We start from the raw sequence: 21,415 nt of genomic DNA, 5'->3' as shown, positions 1-21,415 counted from the left end.
ACACGGGCAAATAGAGAGTAACGCGACTCAATCCAATTTCTATTTGCCTTAATCAAAGCAAAAGAAACACCCCCGCTACATAAAGGAAACTGGCATGTACACACCACGCCACAATGGGACGTTTGCGCCCTCGATACGTAAAAGCGGCAGTTCCAGCCGCTCCGGCTTTGCCCTGAATCGTACCTTCAGTGCCGTACAAATGGCGCTACTACTGGGTTTGGGAGCCAGCGCGCTGGCCTTGATGGCCTCGCCAGCCCAGGCACAGAACAGTACGGCTGCCCAGGCCGATGAAGTCGTCACCTTGCCGTCCGTGACTGTCAAAGGTCAGCGTGACAAGATTGTCGAGAGCTATGCAGGCGGACAAGTCGCTACCGGCGGACGCGTCGGTTTGCTGGGCACCAAAGACTTCATGGAAACGCCCTTCAACACCATCAGCTACACCGAGCAATACATAGCCGATCAGCAGGCGCGTGACATCAGCGAAGTGATCGCCAAAACCGATCCCAGCGTGTTCATGAGCGGCATTGCGGGCGAGAGCAACGAGAGCTACTCCATCCGCGGCTTCCGCTCCGATGTGGGTGATGTCACCGTCAACGGCCTGGCCGGGATGGGTGGCTACTACCGCAACTCGCCTGAAGCCTACGAGCGCGTCGAAGTGCTGAAAGGTCCCTCCGCCCTGCTGAACGGCATGCCACCCAAAGGCTCGGCAGGCGGTGCGGTAAACCTGGTCACCAAACGCGCGGGCGACGATCCCCTGTTTCGCGTCACAGGCAGCTATATGTCCGACTCGCACTTTGGCGGCCACGTGGATCTGGGCCGTCGCTTTGGCGAGGACAAGCAGTTCGGTATACGCCTGAACACGGCCTACCGGGATGGCGAAATTGCCGTCAAAGACCAGGACAAGAAAATTACCCAGACCTCTCTGGGTCTGGACTGGCGTGGTGAACGGGTGCGTTTGTCTGCCGACCTGTTTCACAGCAAAGACCGTGCCTACGGTCTGACACGTGGCCTGACGTTGGACCCCGGTGTAGAACTGCCCAAACCACCCAAACCCGATGTGTCATGGAACCCGCCCTGGGCGTTTTATGACACCACCGACAAAGGCGCCATGATCCGGGGCGAATTCGACCTGAACGATCAATTCACTGCCTATGCCGCCGCCGGTATCAGCCGCACCAAATTCAGATCCAATATGGGCGCTGGTCAGGTGATCAATAACGCAGGCGACTTCAAGATCAACTTCAGCGGCGTGGCCGATGAAATGCGGCGCAAAACTGCTGAAGTGGGTCTGATGGGCAAGCTGCAAACCGGCCCCGTCAGCCACCAATTTGCCATCAACGCCACGCAGTACAACGAGGACTACGACCTGAGCGGCTTCCGTAATCTGTTGCCCAGCGCATGGGTGACCAATATCTACGACCCGGTCTGGGGCCCGGAGCCATCCTTGCCGAACAATATTCCCCTGATCAGCACCACTAAAACCCGCTTGAAGAGCATCGGCTTTGCTGACACCCTTTCCTTTGCCGACGACCGCGTGCAAGTGACACTAGGCGCACGCCGTCAACAAGTGATCAACGAAAGCTTTAACGGCACCACCGGCCAGCGCACAGGCGAGCGCTACAAGGAAAGCGCAACCACTCCCGCCGTCGCCTTCCTGGTCAAAGCCACTGATCAGGTCTCGGTCTACGCCAACTACATCGAAGGCTTATCGCAAGGCGCGATTGCCCCCAACACAGCCGCCAATGCAGGCCAGGTCTTTGCTCCCTACAAGACCAAACAGAAGGAGGTGGGCCTGAAGCTGGATTTGGGTGACTTTGCCCACACCCTGGCCTTGTACGAAATCAAACGCCCCAGCAGCTATACCGACCCATTCACCAACGTATTCTCCTTTGGTGGCGAGCAGCGCAACCGAGGCATTGAATGGGGCTTTTTCGGCTCCCCCCTGGAAGGCGTGCGCTTGATGGGTGGCGTGGCTTACTCCAACCCGGAAGTCACCAAAGCTGCCAATCCGGCTGAAGAAGGCCGCCAGGCCACCGGCCTGCCCAAGTGGCAAGCCAAGCTGGGCGTGGAATGGGATATACCCAACTTGCAGGGTTTGACCGTGATGGCCAATGCCACCACCTCATCCAAGCAATACCTGAGCGCAGACAACTCCCTATCCATCCCTGGCCATACCGTGTTTGATCTGGGCGCGCGCTATCGCACCAAGATCTCCGGCCGCCCGCTGACCTTGCGGGCCACGGTGAATAATGTGGCGAACAAGGCTTACTGGGCCAAACCGCACTTCACCAGCCTGGCTGTGGGCGCACCACGTACCTTCATGCTGTCGGCAACAATGGATTTCTAAGCTGAAAGCCTGTGTGTGATGAAAGGGCCTTGCTGCGCGATAACAGCGCCAGCAAGGCCTTTTTCTTTGCAGAAGAAGAGGCTAAGTCTCTAATCCAGCAAACACAGCAGATGGATATCTTCCGGGTCCAGCTCGAACAAACGGGGATCAGGCTCTGGCGCGATTTCAAAGCCATGCGCCATATAGAAATCCACCGTGTTCACCGAAGGCGTAGCCGAGGCATAGACCGCCTTCGCGCCCCATTCCACAGCTTGTTTCTTGGCCTGATCCAGCAGCCATACGCCCATGCCCTGCCCTCGCAAGGACTGGCTGACATGCAGGAAAAATAGCTGACGCCAATCCCCCTGTGGCCCCAAGGGCAGGCTGTCCAAACCCACGGCAGCCAGCAAGCGATCGCCCTGAAATACGCCCATGAACCAGGAGCCGCGATGAAAGGCGTCCTCATGTTCCGGGTGATATTTCTCCGGGTCGCCCTCCGGCCAGCCGCGCAGATCAATATCAGCCGCTTGCTTGTGCAATACGCCATCGCGCAGCTCGTACAAGCCATCGATCTGCTCGCTACGGTCTATAGACCACAGCAGGTTCAGTTCTGTTTCCTGTAGAGGGCGTAGCGACAAACCAGAGGCTAAAGAGGACATCAAGTTCACTGTGAAATTTTACGAGGGCTGAATCAGGCTTGGCACTCAAACAAGAAGATCAGTCGGCTCATTGCTGAACGCCAGTCTCACCCCTTGTCTGAATACGTCCGATTATAGGCGCGCGCCACTCGATCTAGCCGCAGGCCTCAGTAATCTTACGGGGTAACAAACACCTGCGCATGCAGATCCTGAATTTTCAAACCGCGCTTCAATACCAGGCCGATGACAGCATCCACCAAGATCGGAGACCCCGCTACATACACTTTCCAGCCACTCAGGTTGTTCTGTTCCTGAGCAATCACCTCTGTCAGCACACCGCGTCGATAGGGCATCACCGGTATACCCGAAATGACGGGTTTGAAGCTCAAATTAGCGTATTGGCGTTCAAAGGCCTGAAAAATATCAAGCGCATACAAGTCCCGAATTTCCTGCAATCCGAAATACACCTGCATGGCTTGCGTCATGCCACCGACCAAAGCCGATTCAATCATTGACCTGATCGGTGCCAGACCTGCCTCGTCAGCTATACACAAGATGGGGCCATCGTGAGCATCACGCAAATAGGACGACCCACGCGGCGCTTCCAACGTCACCGACTCCCCCATCTGCAGCACCGTGTGCACGTAGCCTGAGGTCACCCCGCCCGGGACACGACGTATATAAAACTCCAGCTCTGTCGCACCGGGGGGATTGGCCATGGCGTAACTACGCACCGGCGCTTGCCCGAACCGGATATCCGCGTATTGCCCGGCATAAAACATCAAGGGCTCGGCATCATTCAGACGAATCCGGACAAGGCGTACATCCTGAGTCAAATCCGCAATGGCAGATACGGTACCCGTCACAGTGCGTAAAGGAGCCCGCCCATGTATATCGTCCGTTCCCAGCCAATCTACCGTGACATCGCTGGTGGGAATTGCTCTACAGGCCAGGATCAGGTTTCGGGCCCGTTGCGCGACCGTCAAGGCAAAAGGCGAATACTCCAGCATCTCCACCTGCCCGTCGACCAATCTCGTTTTACAGCCACCGCAGCGCCCCATACGGCAACCGTGCGGGTAGACCATACCGCTCTCTAGCGCGGCCTGCAGGATGCTCTGTCCTCTCTGAGCTGCTATCCGCTTGCCAGTCTGACGGATATGAATTGTTTTGCTGCTCATTTCAGCCTTCCCCCCCTAAGGTACAACCAGTGCCCTACCAGGATTTCAACGCACCAAACCCGTGTTTCCGAACCGGCACAGATCTGGCTGCCTTGCAAATGTTATATAGCATGCCAAGGAGATGTGGCCAGCAAGGACAAGCACGGTTTTATCCACCCCGAAGCCTGTACCCAGTTACCTCTTCACGGCGCCGTTCCCGGCCAGACTTGCATAGCATCCTCAGAAGGAGCGGCAAACTTAAGCAGCTCCTGCCGCAGCATTGTGGCGGCGACACCAAACGCGTGATCGGTGCGATGAGCCAGATACGCGCGCGTGCAGGACACTCCCATGGGGCCGAGCGCCGCAGCCGCCAAGGGCACAAGTTGCTTCTGCTCCAACTCCTGCTCAATCGTCCACAAGGGCAAACGCCCCCAGCCCACCCCGCCTAAAATCAGCGCACGCTTTGCATCCTGAGTCCCTACTCGCAACGTCTGCGGTGATAACACCCCAAAATCGCGCCCTTCGGACAAGGCCGAAGGGTCCTCCAGAACGATTTGCGTATGATCTGCCAATTCCGTGTTCGTCAACGCATGACGGACCAAAGCCAGGGGATGGCTTGCCTCAGCTACGGCCACAATCGGCACCCAATGCAAAGCCTCGATCTGAATGCGCTGATCCATGAAATCCTCGCCCGCCATGATTGCAAGGTCACAGCGCTTGTCCCGCAGCGCCTGTAGAGGCGCACCCAGAGGCTCAACAGCCAGGCGCAGACGGACAGATGGCAAAGCATGACGCAAGGCTTTCAACGCTGCCGCAACAACAGGCAGTGGATAGAGCGTATCGACCATCAAGGACAGCTCGGTTTCCACCCCTTGGACCAATCCGCTGGCGTGGGCACGCATGAAGTCTACTTTCAGCAATATCGCCCGGGCATCCTCGAGCAAGGCCTGACCAGCTTGCGTCAGCCTGGGCCGATGCGCACTTCGATCAAAGAGACTTACCCCCAGATGGCGTTCGAGATTAGCAATGGCGTGGCTTACCGCGGACTGCGCACGACGCAGACGAGTCGCGCCCTGACGAAAACTGCCTGCGTCAGCGACGGTGACAAACATACGGATTTGATCGAGGGTAAGGGCGTCCAGCATTGATCTATTTTTTGAATCAACATGTTCAATATTATAGGCCTTCCGTAGATCATTCAACGCGTCGATACTGAATGTCATTAAGGCGCTCTGTTAGCCCTTAAACACAAAAGGACTGTGCGAAATGACTAAAATCCTTATTCTTTATTACTCGTCCTACGGCCATATTGAAACCATGGCCAAGGCGGTTGCCGAAGGGGTACACAGCAGTGGTGCCCAAGCCGTACTGAAACGTGTGCCGGAGCTGGTGCCTGATGCCATTGCCAGAAAGGCAGGCTACAAGTTCCCTCAGAATGCTCCAGTAGCAACCGTCGATGAGCTTGCGCACTACGATGGCATCATCCTGGGCACGCCGACCCGATTCGGAAACATGGCTGCCCAGCTCAAGAACTTCCTGGACCAGGCCGGCAGCCTGTGGGCACGGGATGCCCTGGTCGGCAAGGTGGGCAGTGTCTTTACCTCCACTGGCAGCCAACATGGTGGCCAAGAGTCCACCATTCTTTCTACACACACCGTTCTCCTGCACCTGGGCATGGTGGTGGCAGGTCTGCCCTACAGTTTCAAGGGGCAGTTGCGCATGGACGAAATCACTGGGGGAACGCCTTATGGTGCTTCAACACTGGCTGATGATGGCAATGGTGGTGACCGGCAACCCACCTCTAACGAGCTGGAGGCAGCACGCTATCAGGGAGCTTATGTAGGCCGGGTGGCTCACGCACTGGCATCAATAAAACCTGCGATAGTGGCGTAAATAACATGCCTTCCCACCAGACACACACTGACTGGCGAGCGGTATGGGTAGTTTTCGTAACCGGGGTAGCCTGCGCGTACAACCTCGGGAAGGTGGCGACTGCCGCAGCACACTTGCAGTCTGAGCTGGGTTTGAGCCTGGCGGAAGTAGGAAGCCTGGGCGCCACCTTCGCGGTATTAGGTGCATTGGGCAGCATAGCAGCCGGTTCGGCAGTGGCACGAGCGGGGGATCGACACATGTTGATCCTAGGACTTCTGACCATGACAGCAGGCGCAGTTGCCGCCGTGCCAACGAACAGTATCGTTATGCTCATGGTCGCGCGAACAGTGGAAGGCCTGGGTTTCCTGCTCATCACCGTATCTGGACCTACGCTAATAGCGCGAATTACACATAAACAGGACCAGGGCAAAGCCCTTGCTCTTTGGAGTTGTTTCATGCCAGGCGGTATGGCTTTAGCCATGCTTACCGGGCCCTGGTTTAGCAACTGGCGCGATATTTGGCTCTTTACGGCTGTGTTAACGGCCATGATCACAGTGCTGGTCATGCGGCTAACCCCAGCGCTTCCAACACGCCAACTGGCGCCAGCGCCTTGCGCCCGTCTGAGTCATGTTCTTAGCTCAGCCCCTTTGGCTATAACCTTCCTGCTCTATAGCTTGATGTTCTTTGCCCTATTTTCATTCTTGCCGGTGCTGCTGCAACAGCGCATGCAGGCAAGCCCTACTACCGTAGGCATACTGGCGGCGTTAGCCTGTCTTGCCAATGTGCTGGGAAACCTCTGCTCCGCCCGAATTCTAAGGCGAGTATCCCGACACATACTTTGTCTATGGGTTGCCATCGTGATGGGGGCGTGTGCCCCGGGCATATTCCTGCCCGTGTTCGGGCCCATACCAACACTGGCGCTATGCCTCCTGTTCTCCGCAGTGGGCGGCCTGATTCCAGCCAGCCTGCTGTCTGCAGTTCCACTAGTGACAAGGAGTCCATCTCAGGCCGCCCTGGCAGTTGGACTGCTGATGCAAGGCAGCAATATGGGAGTGGCGCTCGGACCGTTACTGGTGGGCCGCGCCGTCGATGGGCACGGCTGGCCCGCTGCCGCAGTGCTGGTTGTAGCCTGGGCGATAGCAATGGCCTTCATCGCCCGATGGCATATCAATAACCCGGCGCAGAGGGCTTAGCCAGACGGTCACAACACCCGTAACAAGCCTGATCTCTCCGCGACAAGCACAACACGATTGCCCCACTCATTATTCTTAAGAAAGGACATAACGATGTCGACTCCCCGACTTGACTACTACACACTGGCCCCACAATCGGCCAAGGCTCTGGGCCGAGCTTCATTTACGGCAGGCAGCACCCTGGACAAACGCTTGAAAGAGTTGGTGAACCTGCGCATCAGCCAGATCAATGGCTGCGCCTTTTGTATCGACATGCACTGGGCGGACTTGATCAGGCAAGGTGCAGATCCAAGGCACATTAATGCGCTTTCGGGATGGCGCGAAGCCACCCGCTTCTTTAGCGAGCCCGAACGCGCCGCGCTTAACTGGGCAGAAGCCGTCAACGCGCTGCCCCAACGCAGCCCCAGCGACGAAGACTTTGAACTGGCTCGGCAGCATTTCAGTGACGAAGCCATCGTCGAGCTGACCTTCGTCGTTGGAACGATTCGCGCCTGGAACATGCTCAACGCCAGCTTTCATACACAGGTGCCTGAAACACCGTATGTAGAGGGTTGAACTGCGCTTGTACCCATACAAGCGCAACCATAAGCCTTCAACCCCAGACGAACTACCGATTACGACGGGCCCGCTCCTGCACCACATTGCTCTCCAGCATGGCAGCGGCCCGGCTTGTAATTCTATCCAGCATGCTGCTTAGCGCCGCCATCTCTGCCTGGCTGAGATCCTGAAAAATTTCTGCATTCAAGGACACGACGATGGGCATCATTTCCCCGTAGCGCTGCCGGCCCAACTCGGTGACGGAAATATGAACCACGCGCGTATCAAGCATGTCTCGAGTTCGCTTCAACAAACCTTTTTCACACAAAGAACTGACGGCTCGCGAACAGCGAGCCCCGTCCAGCGCTACCGCTTGCGCTAGTGCAGACCCTGTCAGGGCCGGATGCATACAGGCGATAGCCAAGATACGCCATTCACGGCGAGTGATATTGAAGCGCCCCTCGCACAAGCGAATGAAAATCGGGTTGCCTGCCGACCAGGCCCGATACAGCTGGAACATCATCATGGCCGGAAGCGTAGGAGCCGGAGCGGCGCTTGCCGGGGTAGAAGAAGATGGGGAGGGGCTGACCATAAAAGGACCTTTAGCCTTGAAGATACTTGATTAGAACAAGTATCAGCCCCCTTGGTAAGCTGCGGTAAAAACTGATGGAAATCAAAAAAAAGGAGACAAATCATGGCCCAGAACCGCCTTCGCGCCACGGTAACAAGCTGTCTGCTGTCAGGACTGCTGTTCGCTGGTCTATCCCACGCCGCAAGCCCGATTGAAAACCTGACAGTCGTTGTGCCCTATGCGCCGGGAGGCGCGTCAGATCGGGCCGCCCGCATTGTGTCGGACGGTTTGCACAAGAAGCTGGGGATTCCTATTGTGGTCGAGAACAAAACCGGCGCAGGGGGCCGGATTGCCGCCCAGTACGTCAAAAGCACAGCAGCAGACAAGAATGTGCTGATCCTGGCCAACCCCGCCATCATGGTGGTCGCCCCGCTGGTTTTCAATGACATCCCGTACAAACCCGACAGCGACTTTCAGGCGGTTTCCATGGTGACCGAGTACGGCTTTGGGGTGGCCGTATCGGCAGACAGCGACATTAAAACCATGGATCAACTGATCACCTGGGCCAAGGAGCATCCCGGAGCCTTCAATATCGGTGTTCCCGCCACCGGCAGCCTGCCCCACTTCTTTGGCCTGATGCTGTCACAGCAGATTGGCTCCAAGGGCGAGATCATTGGCTACCGTGGCTCGGCCCCCGTCATTACCGACCTGATCGGCGGCATTCTGCCCGTGGCCATTGATACGCTGGACGTGCTGACTTCCCAACACCAAAGCAAACGCATCCGCATTCTGGCTACCTCGGGCAGCGAGCGCGAAGCCGCCCTGCCGGATGTACCCACCCTGAAGCAGTCCGGCGTTGAGCTGGAAGCCTCCGGCTGGAATGCTTTCTTCGCCCCCGCTTCCATGCCCGCCGACAAAGTGACCCAACTGGGCGAGGCAATCAAGGAGGTCACCAGCGATCCGGCTCTGCAAGAGACACTGCTGAAAAATGAATTGATCCCGGTATCTGCCAATGCGGAAGAAACCCGCGTTCGCATCGAACAATTCCGCCAGCAATGGGCACCCGTTATTCAGGCCTCCGGCTTCAAAGTCACGCAATAAACCAGCAACACCAACCACATGACACAACGCAAGAACGTCCTGTTTATCATGGCCGATCAGCTACGCGCTGATCACCTGGCCTGCTACGGGCACCCTCATATTCGCACCCCCAATCTGGATGCACTGGCCGCCAAGGGGGTGCGCTTTGACCGTGCCTTTGTTAACTCCGGAGTCTGCGGTCCATCGCGCATGAGCTATTACACGGGCCGCTATCCCTCTACCCACGGCGCCACCTGGAACCGCGTACCCTTGTCGGTAGGCGAAGTCACCATGGGCGAATACTTGCGCGCCGGTGGGCACAAGCTGGTGCTGGCGGGTAAAACCCACATCATGGTTGATCAAAAAGGGCTGGAACGACTGGCACTGGATGGTGGCAGCGAACTGGCCCGCCTGCTTAAAACCGGCGGCTTTGAAGAGATAGACCGCTACGACGGCCACCATGAACCGGGCGAAGAAAGTGGTTACCCAGCTTACCTGCGACGCCATGGCTACCAGTCCGATGACCCATGGACAGACTTTGTGATCTCCGCACGCGGCCCGGATGGAGAGGCCGTCAGTGGCTGGTATATGCGCAATGCCCGCTATCCCTCTCTGGTGGAAGAAAAGCATTCAGAAACCGCCTACATGACGGATCAGGCCCTGTCCTTCATGGAGCGCATGGGAGATGAGCCTTGGGTGCTGCATCTGAGCTACGTCAAGCCACACTGGCCCTACATCGCCCCTGCGCCCTACCACGATATGTACAGCGCAGATCAATGCTTGCCCGTAGTACGCAACGAGGCCGAATTAAGCAATGCGCATCCGGTCGTGGAGGCTTACCGCCAGCAAGAAGAATGCGTCAGCTTCTCCAGCGACACCTGCGTGGAGACGGTCCGGCCCGCCTACCAGGGGCTGATCACCCAATTGGACGACCACCTGGGCCGCTTGTTCGACTTCATGTCCCGCAATGGCCTGATGGACAACACCCTGATCATCTTCACCGCCGACCATGGGGATTTCCTGGGCGACCATTGGCTGGGCGAGAAAGAGCTGTTCTACGACACCGTGCAGCGCGTGCCTTTCATCGTCTACGACCCGTCACCGGAGGCGGACGCCACACGTGGAACAGTGGATGACAGAATGGTTGAAGCCGTGGATGTGCTGCCCACCATGCTGTCCTGGCTGGGCCTGCCACTGGCCTCGCACCGTCTTGAGGGGCGAAACCTTCTACCCCTGCTGCACGGTGCCCAGCCCCCGTGGCGCGACTGCGTGTTTTCCGAACTGGACTACAGCTATCGCCTGGCACGCGTGATACGTGACAAATCACCGTCCAATGCCAGAGCCTGGTCCCTGCGCAGCGACCGCTGGCGCTATGTGTATTGGCTGGACGAACCTGAGCAGCTTTACGATTTGCATGCCGACCCAGAACAGTTCAACGATCTGGGCCGCTCTGCTGACCATGAGCATATACGTGAGGAATGTCGGGAACGCTTGCTGCAATGGTTCACGAGCCTGAAACGCCGCACCACTGTCACAGAAGAAGAGGTTGAACGCGGTACGAATGCGTATAAAAAGGCAGGAGTGTTTTTCGGGCAGTGGTAAGCCCAGGCGCAGAGGCGACAGAAAGGGGGCACCCAACGTTTGCCAGCGTTCTAGTCCGGGTTCTTTGGACCGCGGCGCTTGGGCAAGATGGCGGGCGTATCGTCATGTGGCTTGAACCAATACGGACTCTTGTCGGGCTCCGGATTAGGTGAACCATCAAACTGCGTCGCTTTATGGTCTACCGGCCGCCTTCGCTCCTTGTCCTTGCCGCGTTCATTAACTTCTTTCAGGTCTTCCTGCACCCGCCCGGCAATATCCACTTGAGATTCGCTGCTGGGCTCCGGTGCTTTAACTGGTTTCGGACGTTCGGTGCTGTCTTTGCGTGTGGGACTCATGCTGACTCTCCAAAGATCAGGTTTCGCAGACAGGCTCCAGCAAACAGTGTGCCTGGTAGCCTTCATGGCTGCCTCCAAGCTGAAAACCTGCCAAGCAAGGCCGTCAACCAACAGCCTTGGACGGATGTGGACTACGGCTTGGCCTGACTGTGACCTTCATTGGCGCGTGCCAGAAAGATTCGTATCAATTCGGGTGAATGCTCTTCTAACCAACGGGCCATGGCGCGCTCCTGCTCCAGGATTTGATGGCACACCATCGCCGTCTCCGTATCGCCCACAAAATCAGCGGCCTCCTTGAGCTGGCTGTAAGCCGCAATTTCCAGGTTTTCGAAGGCAAAGCTGAACATCGTGCCTTTCACCACCTCATCAGAGGCAAAGATCCCGGAAAAGCCCTGAAACGCTGCCATGACCTTTCCACCCAGGTCTTTGAGCAAGGAAGTATCTCCACCACGCCGCTCTATGCATTCGCGCACCAGCCCCTGCTGTGTCTGAGTTTCCTTGATATGTTGCTGAATACGCTGATGCAGCTCCGGGTAGTTCTCGACCCGCGAGAGCATGCTGTTCAGCATCGTCTCAGCCTGTTCTTCCATCGCGTGCGCGTCTCGAAGCCAGTCCATCAAGTGTTTGTCCGCGCGTGATTTATGGGTATCCATGACATTCTCCAGTCGGTTTGCCTTGCCGCAACTGCGACAAGCAACTGATACCCAGCATATGGCGTTCCCAAGGGGCCCGCGCCCTGAGCACACCTTGAGAAATAACAGGCGGCTACCTGCTCCTTATTGAATCAGCCCCACACCTTCCGGACTAAAAAAGTGACGCCAGGCAATCACGTACGGCAAACAAGACACTTAAATAATCGACATTAACAAGGCGCCCAGTCCCGCCAAAAGCACAACCAAAGCCGGTGGCACACGTCCCACGGTCAACAAGCCAAACAAGAGCAAGGCCAAGCCGAAATCCGCCTTGTCATGGATAGCGCTGGTCCATACCGGGTCATACAGCGCGGCCCCCAGGATACCGACCACCCCTGCATTAATCCCTGCCATCGCTGTGCGCACGCCAGCCCGATGTCGCAGCCCCTCCCAAAAAGGCAAGACGCCAATCAGAATCAAGAACGCCGGGATAAAAATCAGTGCCAACAGTGCCATGCCCCCCAGCCAGCCTTGCAAAGGCCATTGAGCCATCGCCCCGATATAAGCCGCGAAGGTAAACAGGGGGCCCGGCACCGCTTGCGCCGCTCCGTAACCCGCCATCAACTCCGCATTACTGACCATTCCTGTCGGTACGACAGAGGCCTGCAACAGCGGCAACACGACATGACCCCCACCAAAGACCAGCGCCCCGGAGCGGTACACCCCTTCCAGTAGCTGAATAATCGTTGAGCCTGTAGCCGCGGCCCACACCGGCAAAGCAAGCAAAAGCCCGGCAAAAGCCAACAGGGCAGCCATCCCTACTTTGCGAGACACCGGATACGAATGAGCCTGAGCCACCCCTGCTTGAGCAAAATCCAATTTCCACCAGGCGATCAAACCTGTTACCGCGATGGCCAGAACCTGCCCAAAGGCCGAGGGCAAGGCCAGACTCAACAAAGCAGCCACCATCGCCAATGCAGCACGAGATCGATCAGGACATAGAGACCGGGTCATTCCCAGCACTGCCTGGGCCACAATCGCTACCGCCACAATCTTGAGCCCATGGACCCATGCTGACTCTGCAATCCCCTGCTGTCCCGCCAATCCCAAGGCAAACAAAATCAATGCAATGGCCGAAGGCAAGGTAAAGCCTGTCCAGGCTGCCAACAAACCCATCCACCCCGCACGCCCCAAACCCAGCGCCATTCCGACCTGGCTGCTGGCCGGGCCCGGCAAGAACTGACACAGGGCGAGCAGATCGGAGTAGCTGCGATCATCCAACCAGCGGCGGCGCTCTACGAACTCGCTACGAAAATAACCCAGGTGCGCGATAGGGCCGCCAAACGAAGTCAGCCCAAGTTTCAAGAATGCCCAGAAGACCTCCAGCGGGCTACCTGGCCTATCTGCCGCTTGCATCTGCATTTCTGCCTGTGCTGATGCAGGTGCCTGTACCGATGTCTGTGTCTGTGTCTGTGTCTGTGTCTGTGTCTGTGTCTGTGTCTGTGTCTGCACAGGTTCGTTCGAATTATTCATTGCTGCCTGTTCTCCCCCTTGATCAACGTCCGCCGCACGTCATCTGCACCACCTGTTTTTACTGCTGATGTGTTTTCTGCTTACCGCCCGATAGACAAGCTACAGGCTCCTTAGCCTCGCAACATATGAATACTGTGATGTAGAACGTCAGAACCGTCCTCATCACGCGCTATTTCGTTCCACCCAGCCCTGCCTCCCAGCACTCACTCAAATAGCTTACAAACGTGGAAATCCGCGCTGACAAGGCCGTGTTACGGTAGTACACCGCATTGATAGGCTGACACATCTCCAGCGTGCGTTTCGGGAACAACTGCACCAAACGTCCTGCATCGCGATCCCGGTGCGTCATGAAGTCCGACAACGACACAATCCCCACTCCATCCAGCGCCAGTTGCCGCAAAGTTTCCCCACTGGAAGCGGCAATACTTGGCTTGATATGCACCGGCATCCCGTCTTGCGCAGGCAGGGGCCATTCATTCAGGGATAGCGGCTGGGTAAAGCCCAGCAACACATGATTATCCAGGTCGGCCACGTCATGCGGATGTCCGTGCTTTTCCAGGTAGGCAGGTGAAGCCATCACACGCAAACGGGTGCTGCCAATAGGTCGCGCATGCAAGGTCGAGTCCTTGAGCCGACCAATCCGAATGGCCACATCCGTGCGATGCTCCAGCAGATCAATCCACCCTTCATTACTGGTCAGCTCCAGGCTGACCTGCGGATAGCGCTCCGTATAGCCGCGCACGATCGGCACCACGCAATGCAGAATAAAAGGCGAGGCAGCATCCACCCGCAAGCGCCCTACTGGCTGCTGCCGGCGTATGGCCAGATCTTCCTCCGCCTCTTCCACATGGGCCACAATGGATCGGGCCCGCTCCAGAAAAACCGCCCCTTCCTCCGTCAGTTCCAAGCGCCGCGTGGTACGCCGTAGCAAGGTGGTGTTGAGCTTCTCTTCAAGCCTGTTCAATGTACGGCTGACCGCCGACACCGTCAGCCCCAGATGCTCGGCCGCCCGCGAAATGGCACCAGCATCCACCACGGCTATAAATGCCTGCATTTCATCCAGAGTTGTTTTCATTATTGACTTTAAATCAAATGTATTTCGACCAATATGGACTTTTTTGACTAAATCATCAAGAACACAATGGCATCTTCTGCAATGCTCCACGCAAGGATGCCATCATGCCTATCGCTCTACTGGCGCTGACCATCAGTGCCTTTGCCATCGGAACGACAGAGTTCGTGATCGTTGGCCTTCTCCCCACCATCGCGGCAGACCTGGCCGTGAGCCTGCCCTCCGCCGGGCTGCTGGTCAGCTTGTACGCCCTGGGCGTTGCCGTAGGTGCCCCCGTCCTGACCGCCCTGACCGGCAAGGTCCCCCGCAAAGCCTTGATGCTGGGCTTGATGGCCCTGTTCACCATCGGCAACCTGGTGGCCTGGCAAGCACCAGGTTATGAATCCCTGATCGTGGCCCGTATTCTGACCGGCCTGGCTCATGGCGTGTTCTTTTCCATTGGCTCCACCATTGCGGCCAGCCTGGTCCCCAAAGAAAAAGCCGCCAGCGCCATTGCCATCATGTTCACCGGCCTGACCGTTGCCCTGGTGACGGGCGTACCGCTGGGCACCTTTATCGGCCAGCAGTTCGGCTGGCGCACCACCTTCCTGGCTGTCTCGGCCCTGGGTGTGATCGCCTTCCTGGGTAGCCTGCTCTTTGTGCCCAAGAACGTAGTACACAGCAAACCGGCCACGCTGCGTCAACAAATCCGCGTCTTCGCCCAACCGCGACTGTTGCTGGTGTACGCAATGACAGCGGTGGGCTACGGCGGCTCTTTCATTGCCTTCACCTTCCTGGCGCCCATGCTGGAGCAGATTACGGGCTTTTCCATTCACGCCGTGGGCGGGGTCATGCTGGCATACGGGGTATCGGTTGCCATCGGTAATCTGTGGGGTGGCAAGCTGGCCGATCAACGCGGCCCCATCCCCGCCCTGAAACAGATTTTCCTGCTGCTGGCTATCGTCCTGCTGGCCCTGACCTTTACCGCCCACAACCCTTGGTTGATGCTGGCAACCGTACTGGCCTGGGGTGGCGTGGCATTTGGCAACGTCCCCGGCCTGCAGATTTATGTTGTTAACCAGGCCCAACGCTTTGCTCCTGAAGCAGTCGATGTGGCCTCCGGCCTGAACATCGCCGCCTTCAATATCGGGATTGCAATTGGAGCCTGGGGTGGTGGCCTGATCGTAGCCAACATCGGCCTGATTCATACCTCCTGGATCGGTGCCATCGTAGTCCTGCTGGCCCTGGGCCTGACCGTCTGGGCAGGCAAACTGGATCAGCAAGAGCAAGAAGGTCAACTGGAAGTAAAGGCAAGACCCTTGGCGGCTTGCTGAGCATCAAGGGTTCTCAGTGATCCCTTCATCGACCAACCGGGCGAATCTGGAAAGCAACCTGAAGGCTGGCGGGCTGCAGCTGGATGCGGAGGATTTGCAGAACATAGAACGCTAGAAAAATGCCCCTTTTTGGGGCATTTTCTTTTCCATCCATCAGAAAACAGACGACATTTCTCGCCAAGCCTTTGCTGATAACCCCTGCCTGAGTCAAGACAAACAGATACCAAGGCCTCCTCAACCCAATAGGCTATGATTTACAAGCCATGCCAAACGGACAAGAACTGAGCAAAACCTACCAGAGAATAAAGATCATTACTCCAGAGCCATGAGTCAGCCACATCTTGTAGAAATAAACCAATATTCGTTTTCACCAGCGGCTTTGACGGACATAAGAAATAACGCTTATGCCGTCGGTAACTGGCCTTTGGTTTATATCCTCAGTGACGGAGCCAAACGCCGAGCCTATGTAGGTGAAACAAGCAGTGCGCTGACCCGTCTGAATACGCATCTGCAGCATGAGCATAAGAAAATGCTCACTACCGCCCATTTGATCAGCAGCTCACGCTTTAACAAGTCCGCTACGCTAGACATTGAATCAGCGTTGATCAAATACATGGCAGCAGATGGTTGCTTCGAATTGCTCAATGGCAATTTGGGCCTGTCCGATCACAACTATTACCAAAGAAATGAGGTCTACACGCAGATCTTTCGTGAGACGTGGGACAAACTCCGTGGTCAAGGCATCGCCAGGCATTCGTTAGAGTCGATTGATAACTCCGACGTTTTTAAATATTCCCCATACAAAGCGCTGTCTTTCGACCAACGTCAAAGCCTGGTGGAAATGATGCGCGCTCTGCTCAATGACAATCTACGCCATCTGGTCGTTCAAGGCGGGGCGGGTACCGGAAAATCAGTTCTCGCTATTTTCCTGTTCAAGCTGATCCATACCGATGAAGCGGAACTGAATCTTCAGGAGTTTTCCGAAGAGGAAAACGAGCTACGTGAACTTCTCAGCCAGCTAAAACAGCGTTTCCCTACCCCCCGGATGGCCTTGGTAGTGCCTATGGCTTCATTCCGAGCCACCTTGAAGCGGGCATTCAAAAATGTAGCTGGTCTGCGTCCTGACATGGTGATCAGTCCGTCAAAACTGGCTCAGGAAACTTACGATATCGTTCTGGTGGACGAGTCCCATCGACTACGCAAACGAGTCAATCTGGGTTCGTACTACGGAATATTCGACAAGGTCTGCACCGATTTGGGTTTGGATAAAGACAGCTGCAGCGAAGTGGATTGGGTGACCCAACAGGCTAAAAAGGCCATTTTTTTCTACGACCCCGATCAGTCCATCAAACCATCGGATGCCAACGCGGCAGACTTTCAAAAGATCAAGCAATCACCTGACTCTAGAGTCATGACACTGACTTCTCAGTTTCGTGTCCAAGCAGGCCAGGACTATGTCGACTTCATCGACAGGCTTCTGAACATCCAGCTTGCAGCCCAAGAGCAATATCGTTCAAAAAAATATGACTTTTTGCTCTTTGAAAACATCGCTGATCTTGTTCAAGTCATTGAACAGAAAAACCAAACCTACGGCTTGGCACGCCTGGTTGCCGGATATGCCTGGCCATGGCATTCGAAAAAAGACTCCAAGCTTCACGATATTGAAATAGACAATGTAAAACTGCGTTGGAATCGAACCAATACGGACTGGATTAACACAACCGGGGCAGAAGATGAGGTTGGTTGTATTCACACCACCCAGGGATACGACCTGAATTACACCGGCATCATTTTCGGAACAGAAATTGGCTACGACGCCGCCACGGATCAGATCACGATCAACGAAAAAAACTATCTGGACCGAAACGGCAAACAAACCATTAAAAGCACCGAGGAACTGAAGCAATACATCCTCAACATCTACAAGACCATCATGCTTCGGGGCATCAAAGGTACTTACGTCTATGCCTGCGACCCGGCGCTGCGGGCTTATCTAAAGCAACATATCCCCCGCTACCAAGCTCCCCCAACCCAGGAGTTCTTACCAGCACCAACGTTGGTGCCCTGGGTCAATGCCGTTCCCTTCTATGACCTGCAAGCCGCAGCTGGCAGCTTCAGTGAATTGCAACACGTAGAAGACAAGGAATGGATAGGCCTGCCCCAAGGGATGGAGGCGAAGCAGGATATGTTCGCTTGCCGGGTCGTGGGCGAATCCATGAACAAGATCATACCGAGCGACTCGCTCTGCCTTTTCCGTCAGGATCCAGGCGGAAGCCGAAATGGCAAGATTGTTCTGGTGGAGTGCTTGTCAGCTCAAGATAGCAACGATGGCTCAAGATTCACCGTCAAAGAATATGAAAGCATCAAAACCCAGACGGCAGAGGGCTGGGAGCATAAAAAGATTTTATTGAAACCCCGCTCTACCCAACTTACGTTTGAAGCGATTGAAATCCATGAAGACGCCGACTATCGCTATCGAGTCGTGGGCGAATTTATAAGGATTTTGAGCTGAACAATGCCTGTGTTTTGCCGAACACAGGCATTGCTCTACACAGCGTCAGGACGCACTAGGTTTCAAACTGGCCACTGACCTTGCGGTAGCAGGCAGGCTGCCCAGTCGCCAAAATGCCAACACAGCAAACAGTGCGATCACGGCAGGCACTGCAGCGGCAATGAAAAGGTTGGATGTACTCCAGTTGAAACGCATCAGCTCCCCTCCAATCACCGGGCCAAAAATAGAACCGAACCGGCCTATGCCCATCGCCCACCCCATGCCTGTGGAACGTACTGAGGTCGGGTAATACACCGCTGCCAACGCATTCAAAGCGGTCTGCCCACCCAGGACACAAAACCCGGCGGCAGCAATCACCAGCCCTGCCATCGACATGGATGCCGCAACCTGGCCGATCACGGCGATCGTCAATGCAGCGCCGATAAACGTCAGCGTCAACGTGGGACCAAAACCTCGGCGATCTACACACCAGCCCAGCAAGAGATTCCCGACCATCCCCCCCAGCCAGAAAAACGTCCCGGCGAGCACGGCTTGTGATGTGGAGTGCCCTGCCTCACTCATGATGACCGGCAGCCAATTTGCCAGGAAGTAAGCGGCAAGCAGATTCATGAAATTCACGACCCAGAGCAGGACTGTTCCGGTTCCCAGACCATCACGAAACAAGTGCATGAAAGGCACACCCGACTTCTTTTTCTCCGGTATGGAAAAGGTACTATCCGCGGGCATGTCCAACTGCGGGTCAATGCGTGCAAGGGTCCGGCGGATTTGCTGTACCCGATTGCGCTGCATGGCCAGAAACTGCAGGGATTCCGGCATGGAAACCAACATCACAATCGCCAGCAGCAAAGGCGCTACCGCACCCGCAATAAATACAAATGACCAGCCATAAACTGGGATGACAGCCGCAGCAATGGCTCCCCCTACTGCCCCTCCCACAATAAAACCCGATGAGGTGATCATCATCAGGGTGACCCGTACCCGAGCTGGGCTGAACTCCCCAGCCAAGGCCACTGCATTGGGAATGATGGTACCCATGCTAAGTCCGGTCAGAAAACGCAGTACCAGCAACTCATTGATTGAGCTGGCATACGCTGTGGCCAACATGCACACGGATAGGCAAAACATGGAGCCGATCAGCACGGGGCGGCGACCGATCCGGTCTGCTACTGGCCCCAGGGTCAAGGCACCAATCGCCATTCCCATCAAACCCGCCCCAAACACCGGACCAAGATCTGCTTTGGCGATCCCCCATTGTTTAATGATCGCCGGTGCGACATAGCCCATTGCCTGAACATCAAAGCCATCAATAATCAAGCTGAGCATACATAGGCCAAGCACGAAATACTGCAGTCTGCCCAAGCGGCTGCGATCAATCGTGTCCACCACGTTGATAATTTTCGTAGTCATGAGAGAAGTCCTTATTGCGTCAAATGCAATGCTTCATAGGCGGCGGTGAACAAGGGGTCGCGCTGCTGCAAGTCCTCGTGGCTAACTTTGCCGGTACGGCGCATGTAGTCGTAGGCAAAAGCGACGGGATCCAGATGCATTTTGTCGGCCACGTTCTCGTACCAATTCAGGCTTAAGCTGGCCGACTGCTGGAAGCTGCTCGATGAGGTGTCCCGCGCAGCACGGAAAGCGGCAAATGCAGCTTGAATATCCCCTGGATGAGCCACCAGGCCTTGGTGCAAGGCAATCGCGTCCTGCATGGCCATGCGTGTTCCAGACCCCAGCGAGAAATGCACGGTACGCAGGGCATCACCCAGCAACACCACATTGTCGTGATGCCAGTTCTCGTTACTGACAATATTGGCCTCGAACCACAAGGATCGATTGCTCAGCAGCTCATTGCTGCCCAGCTCTGTACGAAACACCTCGGCGCAGAAGCGGCGGCTTTCCTCTTCACTGGCCTCGTGCAGGCCAGCACGCTCCCAGGTTTCAGGATCAACCTCGACCAGGAAAGTCGACAATTCCGGGCTGTATTGGTAGCTATGGGCAATGAATACGCCATAAGGAGTGTCACGGAAAATCAGCGTGACGGGATGAAAACGCTGATGCGTGCCATACCAGGCAAACTTGTTACGGCGGCGGGTAAAACTGGGGCGAAAGTGCTCGGCCATTTGCGTGCGCACGGCACTGTTGCCACCATCCGCAGCGATCAGCACATCACACTCGGCAGCGAGCTTGCGAACATCCTCAATACGCTGTTCGTAGTGAATCTGAATGCCCTCCCGCTGACAGGCTTGCTGCAATACACGCAGCATGTCGATACGCGATGTGCGCGAAAAATGATTGCCATGCACTTGCACATGACAAGACTGATGCACGATTTCCATATAGTCGCAGCGCTCATGATGTGCAATGAACTCTTGATAGAAATCCGGATCGGCCTTTTGCAGAAACGACAGACCAATGTCGGAGAATACGACTCCCCAACCATAGGTCGCGCCTTCGGGGTTTTGCTCAAATACCTGGATTTCATGCGAGGGCATGTGCTTTTTGGCAAGCAAAGCGAAGTACAGGCCTGCTGGGCCAGCGCCAATAATCGTAATTTTCATGATGCGGCCTTACTCAGTGGGCGAGAGAAGGAGTCATTGCACTCACGCTGATAAGCCAGCAATGCCTCGCGAAAACTCTCTGGAACAGGAATGGATTGACGTTCAGGGCGTTGCACACAGACAGGCGTCAGCTGTGCTGTAAAGACGGGTTCCCCTTGCGGAGTGGTAGCGACGATCTGCAGAACATAGGTTCGGGTTCTGACCTCCAGCACATGAACGGCCATGTCAAACTCTTCATCCGGACGCAGCGAACGCTGAAAATCGAACGACAAGGCGCGGGTGGGCGTCCCGAACCCCTGCTCGTTCTTGCCATGTTGTGGCGTGGTGCCAAACAACTCGCCATAAAACAGCTCTGCCGCTGCAATGACATAGTCGGAGAACGTCGCGGTATAGACCACGCCTGCAGGGTCACATTCCCCCCAACGCACTCGACGGCGCACAACAAGAGGACGTTGATGAAGTACGTATTCCAGTGGAGTCATAGTGA

The 21,415-nt window shown here is 56.1% G+C and carries 19 protein-coding genes; 8 read left to right on the top strand and 11 right to left on the bottom strand.

Going from position 1 to position 21,415, the window contains the following annotated elements:
* The first annotated feature begins 94 nt into the window (after window positions 1–94).
* Complete coding sequence (locus Q9R35_RS05640; RefSeq protein ID WP_311219512.1) at window positions 95–2,347, top strand: TonB-dependent siderophore receptor; 2,253 nt, start codon at window positions 95–97, stop codon at window positions 2,345–2,347.
* 89 nt (window positions 2,348–2,436) lie between these two features.
* Here the strand turns inward: Q9R35_RS05640 and Q9R35_RS05635 are convergent, their stop codons facing one another.
* The 3 genes from Q9R35_RS05635 to Q9R35_RS05625 form a co-directional block, all read right to left on the bottom strand.
* Window positions 2,437–2,985 (bottom strand): GNAT family N-acetyltransferase, encoded by a 549-nt coding sequence (locus Q9R35_RS05635; RefSeq protein WP_311219511.1) that lies wholly within the window; start codon window positions 2,983–2,985, stop codon window positions 2,437–2,439.
* Between the two features lie 155 nt (window positions 2,986–3,140).
* Entirely contained in the window at window positions 3,141–4,142 is a 1,002-nt protein-coding gene (locus Q9R35_RS05630; protein WP_311219510.1) for a 2Fe-2S iron-sulfur cluster-binding protein, read from the bottom strand.
* A 182-nt stretch (window positions 4,143–4,324) separates the two neighbouring features.
* A complete protein-coding gene (locus tag Q9R35_RS05625; protein ID WP_197314362.1) occupies window positions 4,325–5,266 on the bottom strand; it encodes a LysR family transcriptional regulator in 942 nt (313 codons plus the stop codon).
* A 121-nt stretch (window positions 5,267–5,387) separates the two neighbouring features.
* Between Q9R35_RS05625 and wrbA the strand changes: the two genes are divergently transcribed.
* From wrbA to Q9R35_RS05610, 3 genes are all read left to right on the top strand, one after another.
* Window positions 5,388–6,014, top strand: coding sequence for an NAD(P)H:quinone oxidoreductase (gene wrbA / locus Q9R35_RS05620; protein ID WP_197314363.1), 627 nt, complete (start codon window positions 5,388–5,390; stop codon window positions 6,012–6,014).
* A gap of 5 nt (window positions 6,015–6,019) precedes the next feature.
* Window positions 6,020–7,186: an MFS transporter gene (locus tag Q9R35_RS05615; protein ID WP_311219509.1), complete on the top strand. Its 1,167-nt coding sequence runs from the start codon at window positions 6,020–6,022 to the stop codon at window positions 7,184–7,186.
* 93 nt (window positions 7,187–7,279) lie between these two features.
* Window positions 7,280–7,741 carry a carboxymuconolactone decarboxylase family protein gene (locus Q9R35_RS05610; protein ID WP_252605935.1) on the top strand — a complete coding sequence of 154 codons (462 nt, stop codon included), beginning with the start codon at window positions 7,280–7,282 and terminating at the stop codon, window positions 7,739–7,741.
* 52 nt (window positions 7,742–7,793) lie between these two features.
* Here the strand turns inward: Q9R35_RS05610 and Q9R35_RS05605 are convergent, their stop codons facing one another.
* Window positions 7,794–8,315: a MarR family winged helix-turn-helix transcriptional regulator gene (locus Q9R35_RS05605; protein WP_311219508.1), complete on the bottom strand. Its 522-nt coding sequence runs from the start codon at window positions 8,313–8,315 to the stop codon at window positions 7,794–7,796.
* A 102-nt stretch (window positions 8,316–8,417) separates the two neighbouring features.
* Here Q9R35_RS05605 and Q9R35_RS05600 point away from each other — a divergent pair, with 102 nt between their 5' ends.
* Window positions 8,418–9,395, top strand: a complete 978-nt coding sequence (locus Q9R35_RS05600) for a tripartite tricarboxylate transporter substrate-binding protein (RefSeq protein WP_311219507.1) — start codon at window positions 8,418–8,420, stop codon at window positions 9,393–9,395.
* A gap of 18 nt (window positions 9,396–9,413) precedes the next feature.
* Window positions 9,414–10,976, top strand: a complete 1,563-nt coding sequence (locus Q9R35_RS05595; RefSeq protein WP_311219506.1) for a sulfatase-like hydrolase/transferase — start codon at window positions 9,414–9,416, stop codon at window positions 10,974–10,976.
* Window positions 10,977–11,026: 50 nt separating this feature from the next.
* On the opposite strand, the gene Q9R35_RS05590 is transcribed toward Q9R35_RS05595, so the two are convergent.
* The 4 genes from Q9R35_RS05590 to Q9R35_RS05575 form a co-directional block, all read right to left on the bottom strand.
* On the bottom strand, window positions 11,027–11,311 hold the full coding sequence (locus tag Q9R35_RS05590; RefSeq protein ID WP_042482655.1) for a hypothetical protein: 285 nt from the start codon (window positions 11,309–11,311) through the stop codon (window positions 11,027–11,029).
* 131 nt (window positions 11,312–11,442) lie between these two features.
* On the bottom strand, window positions 11,443–11,964 hold the full coding sequence (locus Q9R35_RS05585; protein WP_042482654.1) for a ferritin-like domain-containing protein: 522 nt from the start codon (window positions 11,962–11,964) through the stop codon (window positions 11,443–11,445).
* A gap of 195 nt (window positions 11,965–12,159) precedes the next feature.
* The gene (gene chrA / locus Q9R35_RS05580; RefSeq protein ID WP_311219608.1) at window positions 12,160–13,365 is read right to left on the bottom strand and encodes a chromate efflux transporter; all 1,206 of its coding nucleotides are present in this window, start codon (window positions 13,363–13,365) and stop codon (window positions 12,160–12,162) included.
* A gap of 280 nt (window positions 13,366–13,645) precedes the next feature.
* Entirely contained in the window at window positions 13,646–14,551 is a 906-nt protein-coding gene (locus Q9R35_RS05575; RefSeq protein WP_311219505.1) for a LysR family transcriptional regulator, read from the bottom strand.
* A gap of 104 nt (window positions 14,552–14,655) precedes the next feature.
* Here Q9R35_RS05575 and Q9R35_RS05570 point away from each other — a divergent pair, with 104 nt between their 5' ends.
* Window positions 14,656–15,861 carry an MFS transporter gene (locus Q9R35_RS05570; RefSeq protein ID WP_311219504.1) on the top strand — a complete coding sequence of 402 codons (1,206 nt, stop codon included), beginning with the start codon at window positions 14,656–14,658 and terminating at the stop codon, window positions 15,859–15,861.
* Window positions 15,862–16,186: 325 nt separating this feature from the next.
* The gene (locus tag Q9R35_RS05560; protein ID WP_311219503.1) at window positions 16,187–18,373 is read left to right on the top strand and encodes a DNA/RNA helicase domain-containing protein; all 2,187 of its coding nucleotides are present in this window, start codon (window positions 16,187–16,189) and stop codon (window positions 18,371–18,373) included.
* A gap of 45 nt (window positions 18,374–18,418) precedes the next feature.
* Here the strand turns inward: Q9R35_RS05560 and Q9R35_RS05555 are convergent, their stop codons facing one another.
* The 3 genes from Q9R35_RS05555 to Q9R35_RS05545 are packed head-to-tail and all read right to left on the bottom strand — an operon-like array spanning window position 18,419 to window position 21,410.
* A complete protein-coding gene (locus tag Q9R35_RS05555; RefSeq protein ID WP_063689072.1) occupies window positions 18,419–19,780 on the bottom strand; it encodes an MFS transporter in 1,362 nt (453 codons plus the stop codon).
* Window positions 19,781–19,791: 11 nt separating this feature from the next.
* Entirely contained in the window at window positions 19,792–20,928 is a 1,137-nt protein-coding gene (locus Q9R35_RS05550; protein WP_311219502.1) for an FAD-dependent monooxygenase, read from the bottom strand.
* Window positions 20,925–21,410 (bottom strand): thioesterase family protein, encoded by a 486-nt coding sequence (locus Q9R35_RS05545; RefSeq protein ID WP_086046186.1) that lies wholly within the window; start codon window positions 21,408–21,410, stop codon window positions 20,925–20,927. Before Q9R35_RS05545 ends, Q9R35_RS05550 begins: the two co-directional genes overlap by 4 nt.
* Window positions 21,411–21,415: the final 5 nt, after the last annotated feature.

The organism is Alcaligenes sp. AB3, assembly GCF_031844565.1.
Lineage (GTDB): Bacteria > Pseudomonadota > Gammaproteobacteria > Burkholderiales > Burkholderiaceae_B > Alcaligenes > Alcaligenes faecalis.
Note: the sequence above shows the minus strand (reverse complement) of the source record. Positions and strands in the feature narration are given on the sequence as shown.